Origin of the sequence: Micromonospora sp. NPDC049559, from assembly GCF_040676675.1 — a bacterium.
Classification (GTDB): Bacteria; Actinomycetota; Actinomycetes; order Mycobacteriales; family Micromonosporaceae; genus JBFAPK01.
Map to the genome: position 1 here is coordinate 177,061 of NZ_JBFAPK010000001.1, position 19,455 is coordinate 196,515.

The following is a 19,455-nucleotide window of genomic DNA, read 5'->3' on the forward strand; positions in this document are numbered from 1 at the left end:
CGTCGCCGTCCCGCAGGCTCGCTTGCGCTCCGGTCCGGGGTCAATCGGGAAGGATATCGTCGTAGGTCTGGTCGTACCAGTCGGTCGTATTGTGCTTGCGCATTTTTCCCTTGCTGCGCGTAAGTAGCAGCCAGTTGTCGTTGAGGATTAGGGCGGCGTCTTCGGTCGTGTTGGTGAGGATTTTTGCGACGGTTCTGAGCATGTGGGGTCTACCCTTGTCGCTAAGGGTGTCCTTATTCATGTGGAATGTGATGTCGACGTAGGTGGCCGGCTCCCACTGCCAGACGGCGCCGTCGGCTTCTGCTTCGTAATAGCCGTGCATGCCGGAAGTCAGGCTGATGACATAGCCGCTCTCGTTGTCGAGGTCGGCGCTGAGTACGCGATTGCCGCCGGGTGCGAGGGTTTCGGCGGCTCCGGGAGCGACCAGGTCGGCCAGCTCTTCCAGCAGGACGTCGCCGGAGAGCGTCAGGCGGTAATCGATGGACATATTGAACCTCTTCCTCAGTCCTGCCGGACGATCTGTACGATTTTGCCAGACGGTGTGACTGCTGCCAGCTCCTTGAGCCCTGGTACCGGCCAGGTGTCGAACTGCCGCTGAAGAGCAGCGAGGTCGCCGCGCCAGTCGTGGAGGTTGAGCACCACCCGCTGGGTTTGGGCGGTGGTGACCTTCTTCGAGACCGCACTCCAGACGGCACGGGTGGATACCTGTGGTGTGGGCGAATAGCAGTCGAAGACGTGGTCCTCGATCAGATAGTCGGGTGCTCGTAGTGGGTCACCGACATCGCCGGTGGCGCGACGGGCCTCGGCGATCTCATGTCGAGTTGGGTTCTGGTGAACCCGGTAGCCCCGATCAGCGACTGTGTCAGCGCACTGGTTCTCCAACTCCAGTGACCGGCGCTCGTTGGGTTGCTCGTTACGCGCGATCCGAGTACGCCTTCCGGTCGGGGTACCGCCCGGAACGCCCGTGGGACGCCGAGTCCACGGCGCACCCTCGCCCCGGGAAGCGGCCGGGTCCGGACCTTCGGGCGTCAACTGCTGGCCGGGGTTGAGATCTGGTGCGGGGCTGGTCGGTACCGGACCGCCAGCCCCGCTCAGTTTCCCAGCTGTCGCGCCTCGCCGATCGCCACGTCAACCAGCTGCCCGGCGTTGCCGGTCCGCTGGACCAGCAGGACGAGAACCTGCTTGATACTCGCCAACGTCGCCAGCAGCGGCCCAGGCTGCCCACCCTGCAGAAGCATGCCGACGAGCCGCTGCGCCTCATCAACCTGGCCCGCGACCCCGGACGCGGCCTCGCGAGCAGCGGTGACAGCGCTCTGCACGGGCGCCAGTCCCGCGATCGCCGCCTCGGGCGACGCCTCCCGCGGAACGGCCGCGGCCACCTTCGTCGCCTCACCGATCGCACCGGCAAGTCCACCCAGACCACCCTGGATCTCGCCGATCGCCTGCCGAACCCGCGCCATGCCCGCCGCCACGGCGGCGAAACCAGCGCCAGCAGCCCGCCGGCCGATCTCCTGCGCCTGCCCGTCAGCCGCAGCAGCGTGAGCCCGCGCCTGCTCGACACCAGCCATCAGCGCCTGCAACTCACCAGTGATTTCTTCGATGCGCGACACGCGGCTTCCCCATCGCAAGGTAGTGAAGGTCATGGGTGGTTAGAGCCTACTGGGACGACCATCGAGCGATCTGGGCCCGGCACGCGGCCCGTACGATGTCGTATTCACGAGACAGCCCAAGGGCTCACCGGCTACCGGGTCCGTCGCTGTACGGGTGCTCCGGCCCGGCTCCAGCCCGGTCCGCCAAGTCGGCGCTTGCCGGATTGTGGCGTGACGGTCGAGTGCGGTGTAAGGCTTGCTGGCCACCTACCGCTGGTAGCGCCACCGCGACGGAGACGGGTAGGTGGTCGGAGGTGTCGCGGGCGGTCGGAGTGTCGTGGACCCGGTAGTCGCGCAGCCGGTCGGTCACGCGACACCGCCCGGGGCCGCCGCCGCAGGTCGGTACAGAATGCGGTCGATCCGTCGGGGTCCGTTGCGGTCGTTGGGGCCGTGTCCCGTGGTAGGTGCCCAGGGGGCGCCGTACTCGACGGCAGCATCGCGGAATCCCGCGTCGGCCATGATCATGTCGGGGGTACGGTCGGTGCGATATCCGATCTCGGGCAGGTCATCGCCCCAGCGCTGCCGATCGGCGGAGGTAACCATCTCCGTTGGGTCGGGGTCGTAGTAGAGGCCGTCGGTCGTGCGGGAGCTGGGGCTGTTCCAGTCCGCGCCGAGCCAAATCTCACCCCCGTCGCCGGCATGGCTGCGCAGCGTGGTGGCGACCAGGCCCGCTTCGGCGGTACGGCGGTCGCGGCCGGCCTTGGGCGGCGCGTGGTACGACGCGGCGCTGATCCGGTGTCCGCCGACGTTGAGGTCGACCATGACCAGCGCGTGCCACAGCGGCCCACCGCTGATGTAGCGCAGCGTATCGGCGATCGGGTCGACCTCGGCAGACCAGAGGAGTCCGAGACCGAGGCAGTCGTGGCCTCCGGGCACGGCAGCGGCCGAGCGCGTCCCGTCGGTGAACGCCTGGCAGTGCAGACCGGTTGCGGACGCGAGGTGGCCGAGCCCGTGGGCCGCGCTCGTCCAGTCGTCGCCCGGCAACTCCTGAACCGCACCTACCGTCGGGGTGCCGGGTCGCACCAGTTCGCGAATCACCTCTTCGACGCGCGCGTAGCGCGCCTCATCGCTTCGGCCCGTGCGGCGGTAATCGCACAGGTTGTAGGTGAAGAAGGCGAAATCATCGGTGATCGATGTTAGGCCGCCAACCGCTAGGCGGAGCGGCCCCGATGGCTGAGGCAGCACATTTCCCTCCTGACGTGGAGCGCACGACTAGATGACCGTGATTGGGTTAGGGCGGCGTTTGACGATCCGGTCCGTCAGAACGAAGACAATGAGTCGGCCGAAACCCGGCCAATGTTGTCGGCATCGCTGCACGGTCTGCGCCGGTTGCCCGTGGTGGCGTATCTATCCAGCGCCCAGCGTTTGAATCTGAACGGGCGGGGATCGTCTCGGCCGGAGCGGTCTGGTTGTCACGTCGGCCAGCCGAGGAAAGCGACTGTCTCTCTGCTGGGCACGCGGCTTTCGACGGCCGCTGCCCACCGCACTCCGCTGCACGGATAAGGCGTCAGCAGGCCAAAGTGCTGAAGGCATCCGGCGCACATGCCCCGCGGATCGGGCTGGTGCACGGCCAGGATCTCGTGAGCCGTTGGGAGGAGCTGCGCCGCCGGCGTGGCAAGAGCGTAGAGGTGGGTGTCCTCGGAGGAGGCGCCCGCGGCAGGTGGACGGCTGGTTGCCCCGACAGCGGTCAGTGTGGTCATGAACGGCTACTCCTTTCCCCGGCGCGAATAGACAGCAGCGAAAAGTGAGGGTCAGATCAGCCCGTTGCGCAGCGCGTAGGCGACGGCATGCGCGCGGTTACGCAGGTGGAACCGGCTCCTGATGTCGTAGAAGACGTTCTTGATGGTTCGATCGGAGTAGTTCAGCTTGTGGGCGATCTCCACCGTGTCGTAGCCGTCGGCGGCCAACCGCAGCACTTCGAGCTCCCGCTCGGTAAAGCCGTTCAGCGACAGCCGCTGTGGACCGAGCAGGGTGCGATGCAGCGCCCCGAGCTGCTGCAGGAGAGGCCCGAGCAGGTCAGTGGGCAGGGATCCTTCACCGGCAGCCGCCGCTGAGATCGCGGGGATCAGCCGCTCGGCGGACGCGTCGCCCCTCCGTAGCAGAGCGATGATCCCGGCCTCCACGGCCGCCACCAGACCCGTCATCTCGACGACGGCGACAACGAGCACGACCGGCAGGCCCGAAACCTGGTGGGTACGCAAGCATCGGCGCACGGGCTCGTCCACAGCGTCGGCCACCACGACAGCAACCTGTGCCCGGTCCCGCTCCTCCTCCGGAAGGACGAGGACCTCCGGATGCGGCCGCAGCTGAGCGGCCACGCCGTCACGGCTGATTGGGTCCGGAGAGTCGATGTAGGTCGCCACCCGCACCAACCGCTGCTGAAAGTCCACGCTGTTCCCTGTCTGGGGTACAGCCGGGGCGGACGGAACGAGTACAGGGCTGAGCCCGCGGCCATCCATCCTGCTCATCGACCCGTTGCGCGGCGGGGAGACTCCGCCGGATGGGCCCGCATGCTCTTCGCGCGCTCCGTAAACGCAGATATCCCGCCGATCTCGTACCGTGCCATCCCAGTCCCAGCTCACTTCCGATCCGCCCGGAGAGCGACCCGGCCACCGACGAATCTGTGAGGCCGGCCGCTTCCCCAGCAACGCTGCATGACGGGCACGCGTTGACACGACCATTGCAGTTTCAAATGCCCCGGCGAGGCCACCAACGTATGCCTGGACCGACAATGGCGGTCACCGGCGGATTGCCGCTACCCCCACGATGATGGGCCATGCTGGGCCCCACCATGGCCCCGGTCCGCGCCAATTCTTCGCCACAAGGTGACGCGCGGTTCCCGTCGTTGTTGTCAGCGAGAAGTCAGAGTATCTGCCACGATTGTAGATCTTGACCCTCTTCGTGAAGGCCAGCGATCCGCCGGTGGACTTCAGCAGCGGCGCGGGTTCCCTGGCGAGATTTACGAGCGTTGGTCGCGATCATTTGAAGCTCGCGAAGCTTGCATAGATCTTCGAATTCGACCCACGTTGCCGGGTCCCAGCCGTATGCGCTGGTGAAGTCGGCGAAGCTCGTGGAGCCCGGGCGGGCGAACCGGCGGCAATGAACAGCAACCGTGGCGATGTCCCACTCTCTCGGGCCGAGCGCGGCGCCGTCCCAGTCCGAGAGGACAGGCGCACCGTCGAAGCGACGTAACGCGTTGCGCGTCTGGGGGTCCGACTGGATCAGACTCTGGCCGAGGGGAAAGGTCATCATCGACCAGGCCGCATGGAGCGACTCGAGCCGCTTCAGCAGGAAGTCTCGGTCAGCGTCGTCCAATATCGACGATCGCGCAACCGACCGTTGCACGCTCTCGAACGGCTGCAGCGCCGGCAGGTCGACGGGCGGAGCGGGGAGCGAGTGCATCTCACGGAGCAGTACGCCCAGCTCCGCGGTGGTAATCGGCTTGTCCAGCGCAGGGTCCAGGCGTTGCCACACCGTGACGGCGTGCTCGCCGATCGCGAGCGGCTGCTGAGGGAGGCGTGGACTGAGGTGCACGGTGGGGAATTGCCGGGCGGCCAACCACTGCGCGACGGTAACGACCGTCCGCGCGCGGTCCAGCCCGAACTCCGGCGGCGCGATCTTGACCACGACATCGCTGACTGCGTACACGGCGTTCGTGTGATGCCGCAGCAGCACGGCCTCGGCCTCAGGAAGATCCAGTTGCCGGCACACCTCGGCGAGCACCGGACGTGTTCGCGCCTCGACGAACATGCGGCTCCTAAGGATCAAGCGCGGCGGGTCCACGGGTAAGCGTACGGGCGTGCTCCCGGCAGGCCTGCACGTAGTCGGTCAACTCGGCCACCTCGGCACCACGGTGCTCGCCCGGTAGGGCCGACACCACGTCGGATGCCCTGGTCAAAATGATCTCGGTCCGCTGGGCCGCGGGCAGGATCGCGATCGCCTCGCGCGCCGTCGCGGCCGCTTCCGCAGCCCGCTTGTCATGGACCAAGCAGATTGACCGATCCAGGGCGATAAGCGCGGGATCGATGGCAACGGTGGAGCTCTGCCCGTACAGCGTGAGTGCCTCCTCCTGGATGCGATAAGCGTCCCTCGTGTCACGCAGCCACGTCGTCGCGCCAGACAGGTAGAACAAAAGCCGCTTCGCCGGGAAGTGGAACGCGGTGTCGCAGTCCTCGTCGCCGGCTTCGTCGAACAGCTGCCTCGCGTGGTCTATTGCCATTCGCGCCTGCTCGGCGGCCCCGAGCCGGGCCAGCGCGCGGGCTCGTCCAGCTGCCGCTAGCGCGGTCGACGACGACGCGGGCGCCTTCACCGCCAGGGCAGCCTCCGCGAGCGCAACCGTCTGCCGGAGGTCTCCGAAGTAGTAGGGCAACATGGCCGCTTGAGCACGGACAAGGACCCGTAGCCGGGCTTCTGAGCTGTCGTCCGCCGCCTGCATCGCGGTCCGGTACCACAACCGCGCCTCGCCCACATCACCAAGGCGCATCAAGGCGTCCGCGCACATGGTCGCCAGGAGGGCGGCCGTGCCGGAGAGCCTGGCCTGCACCGCCGCCGGCTGTCTACGGCGGGACAGGACCTTGACTTCCGCACACTCGGTAGCGAGGAGCGAGAGCATGGCCGCCGGTGAAGCTGCCGGATAGACCCGCATGTGCTCGCGGGCGGACTCTTCGAGCAGGTCAAGCTGTCGTGGTGTCACGCTCGACGACGCCAGCGCCTCGTCAAGCTCGGCACGGACATGGGCCAGGGTTCCGGCCTGCTCACCGACCCCATCTACACCCACCGCCGTGGTCGGGCCGGCGTTGGGTCCTTCGCCGCTCGACGTCGCCGCCAAGGTTCGCGCGGCAGAGGCCAGGTCCTTCGCACGGCCCAGGCCCATCGCGGCACGAGGGATGTTCAGTCCCTCGGCTATCCGCTCCAGCACCTCGTAGGCCGTGACCTGCCGTACGCCTTTTGCGATCTCCGCGGCTCGGTTGGCGGAGATGCCAACAAGAGCGGCCATCGCGCCATACGAGACGCCCCGAGCGTGCAGGAAGCGGAAGACCGCGGTGATGTCGCGACGCTCCAGGTATTCGTGGATGGGACGCCCCTCCCACGTGCCGGAGACCCACCAGCTGGCATTGATCTGGACGCCCACGATCAGCTCCTTCGGCCACCGCGATCCGCGCTCGATAGCCCAATGTATGCAGTGGATATCGGCGGGTCGAGGCATTGGTTGCATCGACAGCCACTGGTGCCGGGAATGCCCGCGCGCGGCCGCACCAGCCCTCGGGCGTAGCGGCGCCTGGCTTGCGGCCCGCGCCCCGGCGCCTCACATGATCCGGAGCCACAGTGATTCCCTTCAACCCCACCGTGCCCCCTCACCGTGGGTATCGCCTTACAACGCTCTGTGCATCAGGCTGACACGCTACACGGCCACGGCAGCGGCCAGATCGTCTCGATTCATGGACCGGGCGAGGACGGAGGGCAGCGATGACCAGCTCGAATGTCCGCTCCCTCCTCCGCCAGGTCGGGCATCCCAGGGTGTCTCCTTCGAACCCTCGGTTCTCTATGTCGATGTGGATCAGCAGGACCAGTCGACCGCAACGGGCCTTTGCGCTTCTACGCCGACGCCGGCGGAACCCCTCGGCTGCGGTCACATCACGAAGATCGCCAAAAGGAGGCGCAGGAACGCGCTCAGTTCCATGGGTTCATCCCGGGCAAGGCTATGCCGGTCAGCGATCGCGGAATCTCAAGAAGAACGCGGAAGCGAGCAGACGAGGCTTTCCAAGCACCGACATAAGCGGCCCCTGTAGGAGGGGACGATATCGCATGCGACTTGCTGACGACTTCTGGCTTCTCGCCCACCACGACGTGTCTGGAGCTCCTCGGCTAAACGGTCGCGCCGCCGGTCTCGGTCTGGCGGCGGCCCTGCTGGCCGAGCTGATGTGGATGGGGAAGATCAGCGCGGGCGACGGACGGCTCTGGGTGGTGGACAACAGCCCGCCCGCGGACGTCCTGGCGCACACCGTTCTGGAGCACCTCATCGCCCAGCCGCAGCACGCCACCCTTCGCATTTGGCTCGGCTTCCTGTCGCACAGCGCCACGGAGCAGGTGGCGCAGCGATTGTGGCGTGCGGGGCACGTCCGGCGGGAGGAGTCGCGGCGGCTGCTTCGTCCGAACGGCGTGCGGTGGGTGCCGGTCGACTGGAACTACGCGCACTGGCCCGCTGCTCGGCTGTCACTTCAACTGCGGGACCAGGCGCCGATGAGCCAGGTAGACGCGTTCCTCGCCGGCCTGGCCGCCGCGACAGGTCTGGAGGACGACTTGCTGCGGGATGCACCGGCCTCCAGCCGTCACTACCTGCGGCGCCTCACCGACGTCCTGCCCCCGCCGCTGCGTGAGCTGCTCACCCACGCACATGCCGCGGTAGGCGAGGCAGTCCTCTTCTACCGCACCTGACCATCCCCGCGCCGTCCCGCTCGCCCCTGAATCGGAGGCTTCGCGATGTCCTTGTCCGCCCCGCCGGGTCGTACCAGTCCGGTGACGGCCACCCTGGCCGCTGACCGCCTCGGTGTGCCCGCCGTGGTCTTCTTCGTCATGTCCGCGGCGACGCCGCTTACCGTGGTCGCCGGGGTCATCACCACCGGCTACGCCACCACCGGCCTGACCGGGATCCCCCTCGCCTTCCTCATCGTCGGGCTCGTTCTCGGCCTGTTCTCGGTCGGCTACGTCACGATGGCCCGACACGTGGCCAACGCGGGCGCCTTCTACTCCTACGTTGCCCAAGGGCTCGGCCGCCCGATTGGGGTCGGCGCCGCCTGGGTCGCGCTGCTGGCCTACAACGCGCTGCAGGTCGGCCTGTACGGGGCCATCGGCGCGGCCACCCAACCCCTGCTCGACCAATGGTTCGGCATCACGCCGCCCTGGTGGGTCATTGCCCTGGCCGCCTGGGCGATCACCGCCGCCCTCGGCGTACGGCGCATCGACCTCAACGGCCACGTCCTCGCCGTGCTCTTGCTCGCCGAGGTCGCCATCATCATGATCTACAACATCGGCAGCCTCGCCCACCCCGCCGACGGCCAGCTGAGCATGGAGACCCTCTCGTTGGGGAGCCTGTTCGCCCCTGGCGTCGGCGCGATCCTCGCCCTCGCCGTGCTTGGGTTCATCGGCTTCGAAGCCGCGGTCGTCTTCTCCGAGGAGTCCCGCGACCCGCACCGCACCGTACGGACCGCCACCTATCTGTCCGTCGCCGCGATCGCCGTCCTCTACGCCCTGTCCGCCTGGGCGATGACCGTCGCCACCGGCCCCGACCGCATAGTCGACGTGGCCCGCGCCGAAGGCACCGAACTCATATTCCACCAGGCCCGCGCCCACGTCGGCCCCACCCTGGTGGACATCGGACACGCCCTGTTCGCCACCAGCATCGCCGCCGCGATGATCTCGTTCCACAACACCACCGCCCGCTACATGTTCGCCCTCGGCCGCGAACGGGTCCTGCCCACCGCGCTCGGCCGCGTCTCCCGACGCAGCGGCGCGCCCCGCACCGCCTCCCTGTGGCAGAGCGCCATCGGCATCACCGTCATCGCCATCTACGCGATCACCGGCGCCGATCCGCTCATCCACCTCTTCTTCTGGGCCGGCACCTCCGGCGGACTCGGCGTGCTGCTGCTCATCACCGCCACCAGCATCGCCGTGGTCGCCTTCTTCGCCCGCCACCCGCACGACGAACCCGTCTGCCGGCGCCTCATCGCCCCCACCGCCGCCACCCTCACCCTGACCGCAGTCGTCGTACTGGCCATCGGCAACTTCCCGATCCTGCTCGGGGTACCCGACGGGCACATCCTCGCCTGGGCCGTCCCGACCGGCTACCTCACCGCCGCCGTCCTCGGCACCGCCTGGGGACTCGTCCTCCAGCGCACCCGCCCCTACGTGTACGCCACCATCGGCCTCGGCGCCCGCGCCGCCACCGCCCCGACCACGACCGGCCGGCACCTCGCCCTCTCCGGCCAGGAGGTCACCCGGTGACCACCCTCCCGCCGATCAGGCGCGCCACCTACCGCGAAGGCGACGCCGTCGCCACCCTCATCGCCCAGGCGTTCCACCACCTCGACCCCGTCGCCTGGCTCATCCCCGACCCCGAACAGCGACACACCATCCTCACCGCGAACTTCCGCATCCTCGTCGAACACGCCTTCTTCTACGGCGAGGTCCACGTCCTCGACGACCTCAGCGCCGCCGCCGTGTGGTTCGACCGCTCCGCCCCGATCCCCGCACCCGCCGAGTACGCCCGCCGCCTCGCCGCGGCCTGCGGCCCCTACACCGAACGATTCACCACCCTCGACAAGCTGCTCGACGCCCACCACCCCACCGAACCGCACCACCACCTGGCGTTCCTGGCCGTCACACCCGACAAGCAGTGCACCGGCCGTGGAACCGCACTCCTGCGCCACCACCACGTCCGGCTCGACCGCATCGGCATGCCCGCCTACCTCGAAGCCAGCAGCACCAGCAGCCGCGACCTCTACGCCCGAAACGGCTACCTCGAACGTGAGCGCTTCCTGCTCCCCAACTACAGCGCCTTCTACCCGATGTGGCGACCAGCCCACCACGAACCCAGCCGGCCCGAGCCCGAGGGCGTGGCCTCGTAATGCCACGTCGCCCCGACCTGCTTCGTCACTTTGGCTATCGGCTTTCCACCCATCCCACAAGCGAGGCTCTTGGAGGCTCCGACATGCCCCTCGACGCGGCGGTCGCGTTGACCGACGAGCGGGACCAGCACGGCAGGCAGCACATTTTCCCAGCCGCAATGTTGATCATCGGCTCGTTCGACAGCAGTGCTGCGTGCCTGGCGCCGGCGTGGCGCGTACCGCTGCGCGCGGCCCGCAAACTCGCCGGTCACCACGATGAGCAGTGGTCGGCCGAGATGATTTCTCGTGATCCGACCGCGGACGACCATGCGGTCGCAGCCGCGAAGCGGCGCATCGATCTGCTGAACCGCATCCGGGTGGATCTGGTCGCGGAGATCGACACGTGGGTCGACGGGGCGATCGGCGATACCGAGGCGGGGCCGCTGCACACGGAGACAATCGGCTCGGTTGTCGACCGGCTGGCCATCGCCTGGGTGCGCCGTCACCGACTGACCGGCGGGGACCGACAGCGGTGCAACGGTGGTCAGGCCGCTTTGGCGTCACGGCAGTTCCGGGAGCTGGCCCGCGCCTACGATGATCTTGTTTTGGACGTGGCCCAGGGCCGCCGACGGGTTCCTCGTTGGCGGGCCCTCAAGAGCTACGGCGACCGCCCATGAGTTTCGCGGTGACCCTGAACGGGTCAGACAACGTCGGGAAATCCACGAACGCACGGTGGCTGGCGGCTGGGATGCCAAACGCCGTGTTGACCGGGACTATCGATCGGTGGGACCGGCGGTGGGCGGATGTGTCCAAGGACGACTTCAGCCAGTGGTGGTTCGTTGACAGCTCTACGGCCGAGCACGTGGAACTCGTCTTCACCTCCCACGCCGCTCGGCGTCTGGCCGGCGGCGGCCTAGCGATTGAGGATCGGGGTTGGCCGATGCTCATCGCCACGTGTGCGGCGACAGCTGCGGTGAAGGACGGAACTCCGATCGACGAGGCCGTTGTCGAGGTGGAAGACCGGGCGCACCGTTACCTCACTGCCGGCCGGCGCGAACTCCACATCCTGCTGCGCCATGCCGTCGAGCCTTCGGCCGAGGCAAGTCGGGCATTGGCGCGTGACCGAATGCCCGTCTCGGGTCAGTACGCCGTATACCAACGGCAGCTGGCCGAGGCAATCGAGCTTCAGGTACGGCGTGGGGACTACCACAAGGTGGTCGTGCGCGGGGATAGGCCGCTACTCGACGTCCAGCGAGACGTCCGCGAGACCATCGCCGAACTCGGGGTGCCTGTCAACCTCTTGCCTCCGGACCACGTCGAACGGCTCTGGGTCCTCGGCGGCATGTCCGAGAGCGGGAAGAGCACCGTCGGCGAGTTGCTTCGCACCGAACACGGTGTGAGCCGATTGAAGATCGGATACCTGCTGCGTCTCGCGGCCGACCGGATGGGCGTGGCGGACCCGTACCAGGCGTGGGACGAGTCGACCGAGGCACAGATGTTGTCCGAGGAGATCCTCCGCTTCGCCGCGCTCAACCCCGGCTCGCGGCGGATCAGCATCGAAAGCGCGCACCGGTTCGAGGCGACGGCACATCTGCGGCAGATCTGGGGCGGTCGCTGCGACGTCGTCTATCTGGATGCACCAGCAGCTGTACGGACCGCCCGTGCCGCCGAATCGGCCGAGTCCATCGCAGCTCGGGACATCACTAAACAAAGCCGAGGCGCCGAACGTATCGCAGCAATCGCGGACACGGTCATCGACAACACCGGCAGCCTCCTCGCGTTGAAACGCGCCGTCGCCGAGCTGATTCATCGCACCGCCGGAGACTGGTACCCGCCGCACCACGACACCCGAATACCAGCGGCCCTGCAACCCGTCCTCGCCGACTACACCGCCAAGCTGGTCGACAAGGAGACGGCCCTGGTCGCGGTAACCGGGAGCCTGGCCTACGGGAACTGGCAAGCCGGGTGGAGCGACCTGGACCTCCTCGTCGTACGTGACTCGCTCCCCCTACGCTGGCTCACCGAGCTAGGCATCCCGACCAGCGGCCCGGGTGGGGAGAAGATCGCGCTATCCGCGTTCACCACCAACGAGGCGCGAACTGGCCGGCTGCCGCCGCGGCTGCTCTACGCGCTGCGGCAGATCGCCCACCACGGCCGAGGCCTGCTCTACCGCCGAGCCGGTCTCGTACTCCAGGTTCTTGACCAGGACGCCGTCGACCGAGCCTCCCGCGCCGAGCTGCCGCTCGTCCTCATGACACTGCGGCGTTTGGCCGCCGACCAGATTGCCGACGTCAGGGCGATCTACAAGCACGTCGTCCTGGTTATGAAAATCATGCTTCGGTCGGACGGAATCAACGTGGACGCCAGTGACGATGTCCACCAGATCTTCGGCAGTCGACATCCCGCCGCCGGCGTCGACCTGCCCATCCTCGCCGAGGTAAGCCACCACAGCTGGCGGTCGGACATCCAACTCGCACGGCGGATCCGCCTCGCCGCGGGAGTCCTGCTGGCCTACGACGAGGCGCTCAGCCACAGCGCCGTCCTCCCAACATCAACCCGATCATGAAAGGGCCACCAACGCCAATGCCGACCACGTCAACTGAGATGCTCAGCGCCGATCGAGTAGCCCGGCTCGGAGTCGGAGACACGATCCGACCGGTCAGGATCGTCCACGAACTCGACGGCGTCCGTGCCGATACGGCACCGAAACAGGTCCTGGCTGCCGGTCACCACCTCTGGCAACGCTGGCGCGCGCATCCGGCCTACCGGCCCCACGACCTCCTGCTGGGACTGGACGCGGGCGGCATCATCCCTACTCTCGCGGTGGCCTGGGCGAGCGAGAGCCGCTACCGCATTGCCTGGAAGGTCAACCTCGACCTGCCCGAAAAGCTGGTCTTCCATGAACCCCACGCCCGGCGATTGGAGGTATTCGCCTACGGCCGCTTCACCGGACAGCGCATCCTCATCGTCGACGACGAAATCACAACCGGGCTCACCCTCATCAACCTCGTCACCGCGCTCCGCGACGCCGGAGCCGAGATCACCGGCGTGCTCTGCCTCGTCGAGGACACCGTGGGAGGCGGGCGCGAGCTGCTCGAACAGTACGAGGTGCCACTGTGCGTACTGACCACGCTCTGATCCCCACCGACCGCCCGATCTGCAGGCACGGCGGGCAGACGTTCGTCCGGCGCGAGCAGGCACCGCTTGGTCGGCTCCTGCCCTACCGGCGATCAAACGGAGAGCGGCCGCCGCCGCAAAGGGCGCTCGGCACTGTGCGTGAGAACGGCTGGCAAATCGACCTCGGCACTCGCGGGCTCGGCGATGTGCTGCTGGGGCTCGCCATGGCCCAAGCGCTCCACGAGGCAAGCCGCGACCAGTTCTCTCACCTCGCCTACGTCGGCCCCCGCGCGGACCTGCTCGTCCGCTGCACCCTGCCGCTCGACGCCACGCCCGCAAACGGCCCACACTCGATCACCACCGACGGCCCGGCCCTCATCAGGTTCGACGCCATCCCGGAGAACCCCCCGGCGAGGCTCGACCTCGTCGACGCCGAAGTGGTCCAGGTCCACGCCTCACTGCCGATGCGCTACTACCTCGACGTCGAACAGTCCCTCGGAGTACGGCTACCCGCCGATACCGACCCCTGCCCGCGATTCCGCTCCACCGTGACCACACCGGCGCCGTACCACGTGTTGTTCGTGTCCACGACGAGCCGGCCGGACCGCAAGGACTACGGCATCGACAAGTTCGATGCCGTCGCGGCCCGCCTCGCCGTCCGCCAGCCCGACGCCCCGTGGCGCTTCAGCTTGATCACCGCACCAGACCAGCCGGCACCGGCATCGATCTCACAGATTGAGGTGATCCAGGGGCCACCGGCCGTGGACTGCCTCGACCTGTTCGCCCGCGCCGAACTGGTCGTCGGCAACGACACCGGGCTGACCCACCTCGCCGCCCTGACCACACGACCGGACAGCACCGGACCTACCGTGGTTGGCCTGTACGGACGGCACGGCCACGCCAAGTGGATCACTGGCTCCCCACGCCATCATGCGGTAGCGACGCCGTTCTCGCAGCTCATGTCGGTCGCGGACGCATGCCCGGTTCGCGACGGCTACGACGACACCGTCTGGTCCACCGCCAGCGACCTGCGCACGATACCGGCCGAGCTGGTCGCCGACTTCGCTGGCCGGTGCGCAGGCTGGTGGGACTCATGATCCGTGTCAGCCGCTATCGGCGGTTCACCGCCAACCACACCCTCCACCTCGACGTCCGCGCACGGCGCCTGTTCGTCAAGATCAACCCAGACCGCGAAGAGGCCGCTGCCGAGGTCGCCGGATACCGGCGAATACACGACCACTACCCCCTGCCGGCCCTGCACGCATACCGCCACGTCGGTCGTTGGGCAGTAACCGTGTACGAACGGCACGGCCCTGACCAGCCCGACAGCGGCCTGCTCCTCGATGCCATCACGACCGCCGAGGGCGGCGCGCTCGCCAGCCTCGACCACGGACTCGACCGCATCCTTGAGCGCTACCGGCACGTCATCGGCTCGACGGTGCGCCACCTGCCCGCCTCGCAAACGGTCGGAAAGCTCTATCGAGACCGGCTCCGACCGGGCGGTCGGCTCGACCAGTACTACGGCGGCAACCCCGTCCTGCTGAAAACACCCGACGGCGCCGAGATGCGGTGCAGCGACCTGCGCGAGACGACGCTCGTCGTCAACGGTCACCCTCGACGGCTCGACTTCCACGCGCTCACCGCCGGCCTCCGCACCGCCCTACACCCGGACCAACGGGTCTGGGCAGCAACGACACAGGGCGATCCCACCGACTTCAACATCGGGCTCGACCAGGATCAGCAGCCAATCTGGTTCGACTACGACACCGGCGGACTCAACGCCCTACCCGGCGAAATCGCCTGCTTCCTCTGGTACCAACGACTGCACGGCGCATGGCTCGTACCGCGCTACAACCCCAACGCCTTCACCGACCACCGAACGGCACTGGCCGAAGCCGTCAAACCGCGGGTCCGCCTGGCAACCCTGTCGGCCCGAACGATCGCGATCGACTACCAGCATCGGCCGTCGGCGGCCCGCCGGCACACAATCGCCCGGTACCTCGATCAACTCGCCCGACCACTCGCGGCCACCGCCGGCACCGACCTGCTCACGTGGCTGCGGCCGTACCTCGCCATGCGCCTGCTGGCCGTCTACCCACTGCACCAGATGGATCCCGCAGACGCCGCGCTGTCGCTCGGCCTGCTCGCCGAACTCTACTCACCCGAAGTCGAACTGGATCATCTTCTGGGCCTCACCAGCCCCGCACCATCGGAGCAGACCCATGAACCGTGACGTCGCGATCGTGACCGGCGCTGGCAGCGGCATCGGAGCCGACATCGCGGCCCGCCTCGCCCCCGACTTCGACCTCATCCTGACCCACCGGCAGAACGACGACGACCTTGCCACCGTCATCGAGTCGGCCCATCGCAGCGGCGCACGTACCAGCACGATCACAGGCGACCTGACACTGCCCGAGACGCAGAAAGCGTTCCAATCCACGGTCGACGCCAACGCCGGCCGAGTCGCGGCCCTGGTCAGCAATGCCGGTGCGTACCCGCGGATCCCGTGGCGCCAACTGGACCTCGACGCGCTGCGCGACCAGCTCGAACTCAACCTGGTCACCCACGCCGCGTGCATCCGGGCTGTCACGCCCGCCCTGGTCGCGAAGGGCCGTGGTCGGATCGTCGCGGTCTCCTCTATCCTGACCCAGCTCGGTCGCGTCGATCTCGCCGGTTACATCGCGGCCAAGAACGGCCTGGAGGGGCTCGTCCGCGCCCTCGCCCGCGAACTCGGGCCGCACAACATCACCGTCAACACCGTACGCCCAGGCTCCATCGAGGTTCCCGCCGAGCACGCGGTCGTGGAGCACCACGCCAGCATGGTGCAGCGGCAACTCGACCGGCAGTGCGTCAAGCGGCGTGGCCAACCGGCAGACGTGGCCGCTGCTGTCGCGTTCCTGCTCTCGTCTGCGGCCGGTTTCATCACCGGGCAAGCGCTCAACGTCGACGGCGGCTGGCACCTGACATGAACCGCGTCCTCTGGATCCGCCACGGCACCAGCCTCGACGGCCTCTGTCGGCCGCACGCCCACGCCCGGCCGGAGACGCCCTTGACGCTGCGCGGAGTCGCCGAGATCGCCACCGCAGCCCGCGACCTGCGCGACCGGAACATCAGGCCGGACCTGATCCTGACCAGCCCTCTCCCCCGCGCCACCACCAGCGCCGCGATCCTCGCCGAGATCCTCGGCGCAACGCTCGCGCCACCGGATCCGCTCTACGCCGAATGGCGTGCGCCCGACTGCGTACTCGGCATCGGCCAGGACGACTATCCGAGGGAGTACCAGGCATGGCGCGACGAGCGCTTCCGCCACCCAGAGTCAGCTCTACCGGGCGGAGAGAGCCTGGCCGCACTCCAACGGCGCGCAAGATCAGCAGCATCGCTCAGCCAGGACCAGACCGGCCCGCACAGCCTGACGCTCATCGTGTCTCATCGCGTCTTCATCGGTGCGGTGGCTGCGAGCGCCACCGACGCCCGCAGCCCTCAAGGAACATTTCGAACAGCAAGAAATTTCAGCCTTGGCCCAGCTGCGATCTGGCCCTTATAACTCACGCCGAAAGCAGAGCCTCTTCGTTGCGGGTGATGAACTCCTTAAGCACATCTGGCCTGAGATCCACAGCGGGCAGCTTGTCGATCGCTACCCGGTCGATCTCGTAGCCTCCACGAGACGGATCAGTAAACTCCTGCCCGGTACGCGCGTCTTCCCTCAGTCGAGTTAGCCGACACGCGAAGAAATGCTGTACGGAAACTCCCTCACCATCTGGCGCGGTGATCAGGAATACCTGAGCAAATCGGTCGGCTTCCGCGCCCAACTCCTCGTGCAACTCGCGGCGCAACCCTGCCTCCAATGAGGCATCCGTTGACTCCAGACCCCCACCCGGCGTGGTCCAATATGGCACCTGACCAGGCTTGGTTCGCTTGATCAATACTAGGCGATCATCATCGTCCAGAAGGATCGCCCGCACTGATCTACGTACGATTCGACGCACCATTTGCCCCTATCCGCGTACAGCAGGACTCGTACTGAACCTACCCGGTCGCAGCACCTGCACACAACGACAAACTACATTGGCCGCCACGATGCCCGCGTGTCGCGTTACCTGCCGTGTAGATGCCAACTTGTAGGGGCGAAGCACGACCCCGCAGAAAAGAACTCCTGACCACCGCTCGCTTATAGGCTTGCATTACAAGGTCCCGTCACTGTCCCGGTCTTCGTTTCTCACCCATTGCGTCGTCACCGAAGTAGCATCCATCTGTTGGTAAGTTGTGGTCCTATGCCTGCCCCGGTCACCAAGGTTCCCGTCGAGCTACTGGCCGCGCTCCGCCGCGCCCATAGCGGCCCTTCTGCCGGCCTCGACGGTGCGCTGCTCACACTATCCCTACGCCCGCTCTCCGGTGGACGACAGAACCACGTCTATCTATGGACACCGCATGGCGGCCCCGAAGTGGTCGTGAAGCTCTATCACAAAGCCGATGACCGCCGCCGCGTCGACCGGGAGTGGGCGGCCCTGTCTCTGCTCGCCACCCACCGGGTCCGCGACGTGCCCGTCCCGCTGTGGATTGATCCGGACCCGAACCTGCCAGCCCTCGGGATGACCCCGCTGCACGGCGAGCCCCTCTGCGATGCCGCTGACCGACGAACCGCGCTTCAGGGCCTGGCCTACACCACCGCCCGAATTCAAGCCGTCCCACTGGCTGGCCTGCTCGCCGACCTGCCGCGCATCGACTCCGCCGATCACTACATCCATCGTTTGAGGGGCCCCTGGCCCGAACTACTCGCCGCCCACGGCAACGACCGGCTGACCCCCATCATGCAGCACCTACTCACCGCCTGGCGGAGAAGCGGCGACGGCGATCTTCTGTCCGAGCCTGCCGCACCGGTCTTCTCCCGCGGCGACTCCAATCTCCTCAACTGGTTACGTACCGACGGCGGGGCCAGCGCATGCGTCGACTTCGAGTTTTCGGGATACAGCGACGTCGCCTTCGACGCCGCTGACCTCATCGAACACATCAGCAGCCGAAGCATCCCGGACACCATCTGGACGGGCCTGCTCCCCGAACTCGGTGTCGACCACACCAATCATCCCCGGTTCACCGCAGCGCAGCGCACGTGCGCCCTGCGATGGCTCGCCATCCTGTGGAAGCAGCGTGAACGCCGCGTCGAAGAGTTCACCGCCCAACACGAACGCGTCGAGCTCCTCTTCAGCACCGCCAACCCCTATATCCAGCTCCGATAGCAAGATCCGCTCTGGGACCATCCGCAGCCGGGCCGCAACCCTGGCCTTCGCCAACTCCACGAGGTACGGCATGGGAGGGGCATCCGGGTACCTACTGACCCGTGCCCTACGACGACAGCATGGTGGGCATCGCCGACGACCGGACCCTCGGCGAGCGCCTCCAGGATCAGAAACTCACCACACGCCGGCAACGGGAGCACACCGTTCGCCGCCGGGGCTGACCCGAGGCCGGGGCATCTGACAACGACGGAAGGACGTCATGCCCGAGAAAACCATCAAGGACAAAGCGCTCTGCTACATCGTGCGGGACGGGCGCCTGCTCGTCTTCCGGCACGTCGACTACAGCTACGAAGAAGTGGGCATCCAGGTGCCGGCGGGCAGCGTCCGCGTTGGCGAAACCCCGGAAGACGCGGCGCTGCGCGAGGCCCGCGAGGAAACCGGGCTCAAACACTTCAAGCTCGTCCGCAAGCTGGGCGAGGTCGAGTACGACATCAGCCCGCACCGGTTCGAGATCCAAAGACGTCACGTCTTCCACCTCGAACCCACCGAGCCGACCCCTGAACGGTGGCCGAGCCAGGAAGATCACGATGGCGAGCAGGAGCCTACCCGCTTCGAGTGCTTCTGGGTGCCGCTGGAAGCGGCACATATCCTGCAGTCCGGTCAGGGTGCACTGCTGGGCCGACTCTTCGACTAACCAGATCCGGCTCCGGTCCACGGGGACGGCTGCCTGTCCCCAGGGCGGGCAAGCGGTCCAACCGCTCCCGAGCACCCGGCGAGCACCCGGCCCGGCCGTGAACACGAGAATGGCTCCGACTCCGGGGTGCAGCCCCAGGCCAGAGCCGTGATCATCGG

The 19,455-nt window shown here is 67.5% G+C and carries 20 protein-coding genes; 12 read left to right on the top strand and 8 right to left on the bottom strand.

From position 1 onward, the window contains the following. Positions 1–40: 40 nt before the first annotated feature. The 7 genes from AB0J86_RS00775 to AB0J86_RS00805 all read right to left on the bottom strand — a co-directional run bounded on the left by AB0J86_RS00775 (position 41) and on the right by AB0J86_RS00805 (position 6,786). Positions 41–487, bottom strand: coding sequence for a SitI3 family protein (locus tag AB0J86_RS00775; RefSeq protein ID WP_363850383.1), 447 nt, complete (start codon positions 485–487; stop codon positions 41–43). Positions 488–501: 14 nt separating this feature from the next. Next, positions 502–888 carry a hypothetical protein gene (locus tag AB0J86_RS00780; RefSeq protein ID WP_363851560.1) on the bottom strand — a complete coding sequence of 129 codons (387 nt, stop codon included), beginning with the start codon at positions 886–888 and terminating at the stop codon, positions 502–504. 203 nt (positions 889–1,091) lie between these two features. Then, complete coding sequence (locus AB0J86_RS00785; protein ID WP_363851562.1) at positions 1,092–1,610, bottom strand: DUF6244 family protein; 519 nt, start codon at positions 1,608–1,610, stop codon at positions 1,092–1,094. Between the two features lie 345 nt (positions 1,611–1,955). Next, a complete protein-coding gene (locus tag AB0J86_RS00790; RefSeq protein WP_363850385.1) occupies positions 1,956–2,834 on the bottom strand; it encodes a hypothetical protein in 879 nt (292 codons plus the stop codon). 566 nt (positions 2,835–3,400) lie between these two features. Then, a complete protein-coding gene (locus tag AB0J86_RS00795; protein WP_363850387.1) occupies positions 3,401–4,039 on the bottom strand; it encodes a LuxR C-terminal-related transcriptional regulator in 639 nt (212 codons plus the stop codon). A gap of 472 nt (positions 4,040–4,511) precedes the next feature. Next, positions 4,512–5,399, bottom strand: coding sequence for a phosphotransferase (locus AB0J86_RS00800; protein WP_363850389.1), 888 nt, complete (start codon positions 5,397–5,399; stop codon positions 4,512–4,514). 7 nt (positions 5,400–5,406) lie between these two features. Beyond that, positions 5,407–6,786: a hypothetical protein gene (locus AB0J86_RS00805; RefSeq protein ID WP_363851565.1), complete on the bottom strand. Its 1,380-nt coding sequence runs from the start codon at positions 6,784–6,786 to the stop codon at positions 5,407–5,409. Positions 6,787–7,454: 668 nt separating this feature from the next. Here AB0J86_RS00805 and AB0J86_RS00810 point away from each other — a divergent pair. The 10 genes from AB0J86_RS00810 (at position 7,455) to AB0J86_RS00855 (ending at position 16,913) form a co-directional block, all read left to right on the top strand. Next, entirely contained in the window at positions 7,455–8,084 is a 630-nt protein-coding gene (locus tag AB0J86_RS00810) for a GPP34 family phosphoprotein (RefSeq protein ID WP_363850392.1), read from the top strand. A gap of 45 nt (positions 8,085–8,129) precedes the next feature. After that, positions 8,130–9,650: an APC family permease gene (locus tag AB0J86_RS00815; RefSeq protein ID WP_363850394.1), complete on the top strand. Its 1,521-nt coding sequence runs from the start codon at positions 8,130–8,132 to the stop codon at positions 9,648–9,650. After that, positions 9,647–10,273: a GNAT family N-acetyltransferase gene (locus AB0J86_RS00820; RefSeq protein ID WP_363850397.1), complete on the top strand. Its 627-nt coding sequence runs from the start codon at positions 9,647–9,649 to the stop codon at positions 10,271–10,273. Before AB0J86_RS00815 ends, AB0J86_RS00820 begins: the two co-directional genes overlap by 4 nt. A gap of 83 nt (positions 10,274–10,356) precedes the next feature. Further along, positions 10,357–10,929, top strand: coding sequence for a DUF4254 domain-containing protein (locus AB0J86_RS00825; protein ID WP_363850400.1), 573 nt, complete (start codon positions 10,357–10,359; stop codon positions 10,927–10,929). 128 nt (positions 10,930–11,057) lie between these two features. Then, complete coding sequence (locus AB0J86_RS00830) at positions 11,058–12,818, top strand: hypothetical protein (RefSeq protein WP_363850402.1); 1,761 nt, start codon at positions 11,058–11,060, stop codon at positions 12,816–12,818. Between the two features lie 38 nt (positions 12,819–12,856). Beyond that, positions 12,857–13,390 carry a phosphoribosyltransferase gene (locus AB0J86_RS00835; RefSeq protein WP_363850405.1) on the top strand — a complete coding sequence of 178 codons (534 nt, stop codon included), beginning with the start codon at positions 12,857–12,859 and terminating at the stop codon, positions 13,388–13,390. Beyond that, positions 13,369–14,466, top strand: a complete 1,098-nt coding sequence (locus AB0J86_RS00840) for a glycosyltransferase family 9 protein (RefSeq protein ID WP_363850408.1) — start codon at positions 13,369–13,371, stop codon at positions 14,464–14,466. The genes AB0J86_RS00835 and AB0J86_RS00840 overlap by 22 nt, the downstream gene beginning before the upstream one ends. After that, entirely contained in the window at positions 14,463–15,602 is a 1,140-nt protein-coding gene (locus AB0J86_RS00845) for a hypothetical protein (RefSeq protein WP_363850411.1), read from the top strand. Before AB0J86_RS00840 ends, AB0J86_RS00845 begins: the two co-directional genes overlap by 4 nt. Next, positions 15,592–16,338, top strand: a complete 747-nt coding sequence (locus AB0J86_RS00850) for an SDR family oxidoreductase (RefSeq protein ID WP_363850414.1) — start codon at positions 15,592–15,594, stop codon at positions 16,336–16,338. The genes AB0J86_RS00845 and AB0J86_RS00850 overlap by 11 nt, the downstream gene beginning before the upstream one ends. Beyond that, positions 16,335–16,913 (top strand): histidine phosphatase family protein, encoded by a 579-nt coding sequence (locus AB0J86_RS00855; RefSeq protein WP_363850417.1) that lies wholly within the window; start codon positions 16,335–16,337, stop codon positions 16,911–16,913. The genes AB0J86_RS00850 and AB0J86_RS00855 overlap by 4 nt, the downstream gene beginning before the upstream one ends. A 1-nt stretch (position 16,914) precedes the next feature. Here AB0J86_RS00855 and AB0J86_RS00860 read toward each other — a convergent pair whose 3' ends face one another. Further along, the gene (locus AB0J86_RS00860) at positions 16,915–17,355 is read right to left on the bottom strand and encodes an NUDIX domain-containing protein (protein WP_363851567.1); all 441 of its coding nucleotides are present in this window, start codon (positions 17,353–17,355) and stop codon (positions 16,915–16,917) included. 285 nt (positions 17,356–17,640) lie between these two features. Between AB0J86_RS00860 and AB0J86_RS00865 the strand changes: the two genes are divergently transcribed. Both AB0J86_RS00865 and AB0J86_RS00870 read left to right on the top strand, forming a co-directional pair. Continuing rightward, positions 17,641–18,603, top strand: a complete 963-nt coding sequence (locus tag AB0J86_RS00865) for an aminoglycoside phosphotransferase family protein (RefSeq protein WP_363850419.1) — start codon at positions 17,641–17,643, stop codon at positions 18,601–18,603. A 259-nt stretch (positions 18,604–18,862) separates the two neighbouring features. Continuing rightward, positions 18,863–19,297 carry an NUDIX domain-containing protein gene (locus tag AB0J86_RS00870; RefSeq protein WP_363850422.1) on the top strand — a complete coding sequence of 145 codons (435 nt, stop codon included), beginning with the start codon at positions 18,863–18,865 and terminating at the stop codon, positions 19,295–19,297. Positions 19,298–19,455: the final 158 nt, after the last annotated feature.

Coding starts and splice junctions, on each gene's coding strand:
- AB0J86_RS00775 (WP_363850383.1), bottom strand. CDS start 487: ATGTCCATCGATTACCGCCTGACGCTCTCCGGCGACGTCCTGCTGGAA.
- AB0J86_RS00800 (WP_363850389.1), bottom strand. CDS start 5,399: ATGTTCGTCGAGGCGCGAACACGTCCGGTGCTCGCCGAGGTGTGCCGG.
- AB0J86_RS00810 (WP_363850392.1), top strand. CDS start 7,455: ATGCGACTTGCTGACGACTTCTGGCTTCTCGCCCACCACGACGTGTCT.
- AB0J86_RS00815 (WP_363850394.1), top strand. CDS start 8,130: ATGTCCTTGTCCGCCCCGCCGGGTCGTACCAGTCCGGTGACGGCCACC.
- AB0J86_RS00825 (WP_363850400.1), top strand. CDS start 10,357: ATGCCCCTCGACGCGGCGGTCGCGTTGACCGACGAGCGGGACCAGCAC.
- AB0J86_RS00835 (WP_363850405.1), top strand. CDS start 12,857: ATGCTCAGCGCCGATCGAGTAGCCCGGCTCGGAGTCGGAGACACGATC.
- AB0J86_RS00845 (WP_363850411.1), top strand. CDS start 14,463: ATGATCCGTGTCAGCCGCTATCGGCGGTTCACCGCCAACCACACCCTC.
- AB0J86_RS00850 (WP_363850414.1), top strand. CDS start 15,592: ATGAACCGTGACGTCGCGATCGTGACCGGCGCTGGCAGCGGCATCGGA.
- AB0J86_RS00855 (WP_363850417.1), top strand. CDS start 16,335: ATGAACCGCGTCCTCTGGATCCGCCACGGCACCAGCCTCGACGGCCTC.
- AB0J86_RS00865 (WP_363850419.1), top strand. CDS start 17,641: ATGCCTGCCCCGGTCACCAAGGTTCCCGTCGAGCTACTGGCCGCGCTC.
- AB0J86_RS00870 (WP_363850422.1), top strand. CDS start 18,863: ATGCCCGAGAAAACCATCAAGGACAAAGCGCTCTGCTACATCGTGCGG.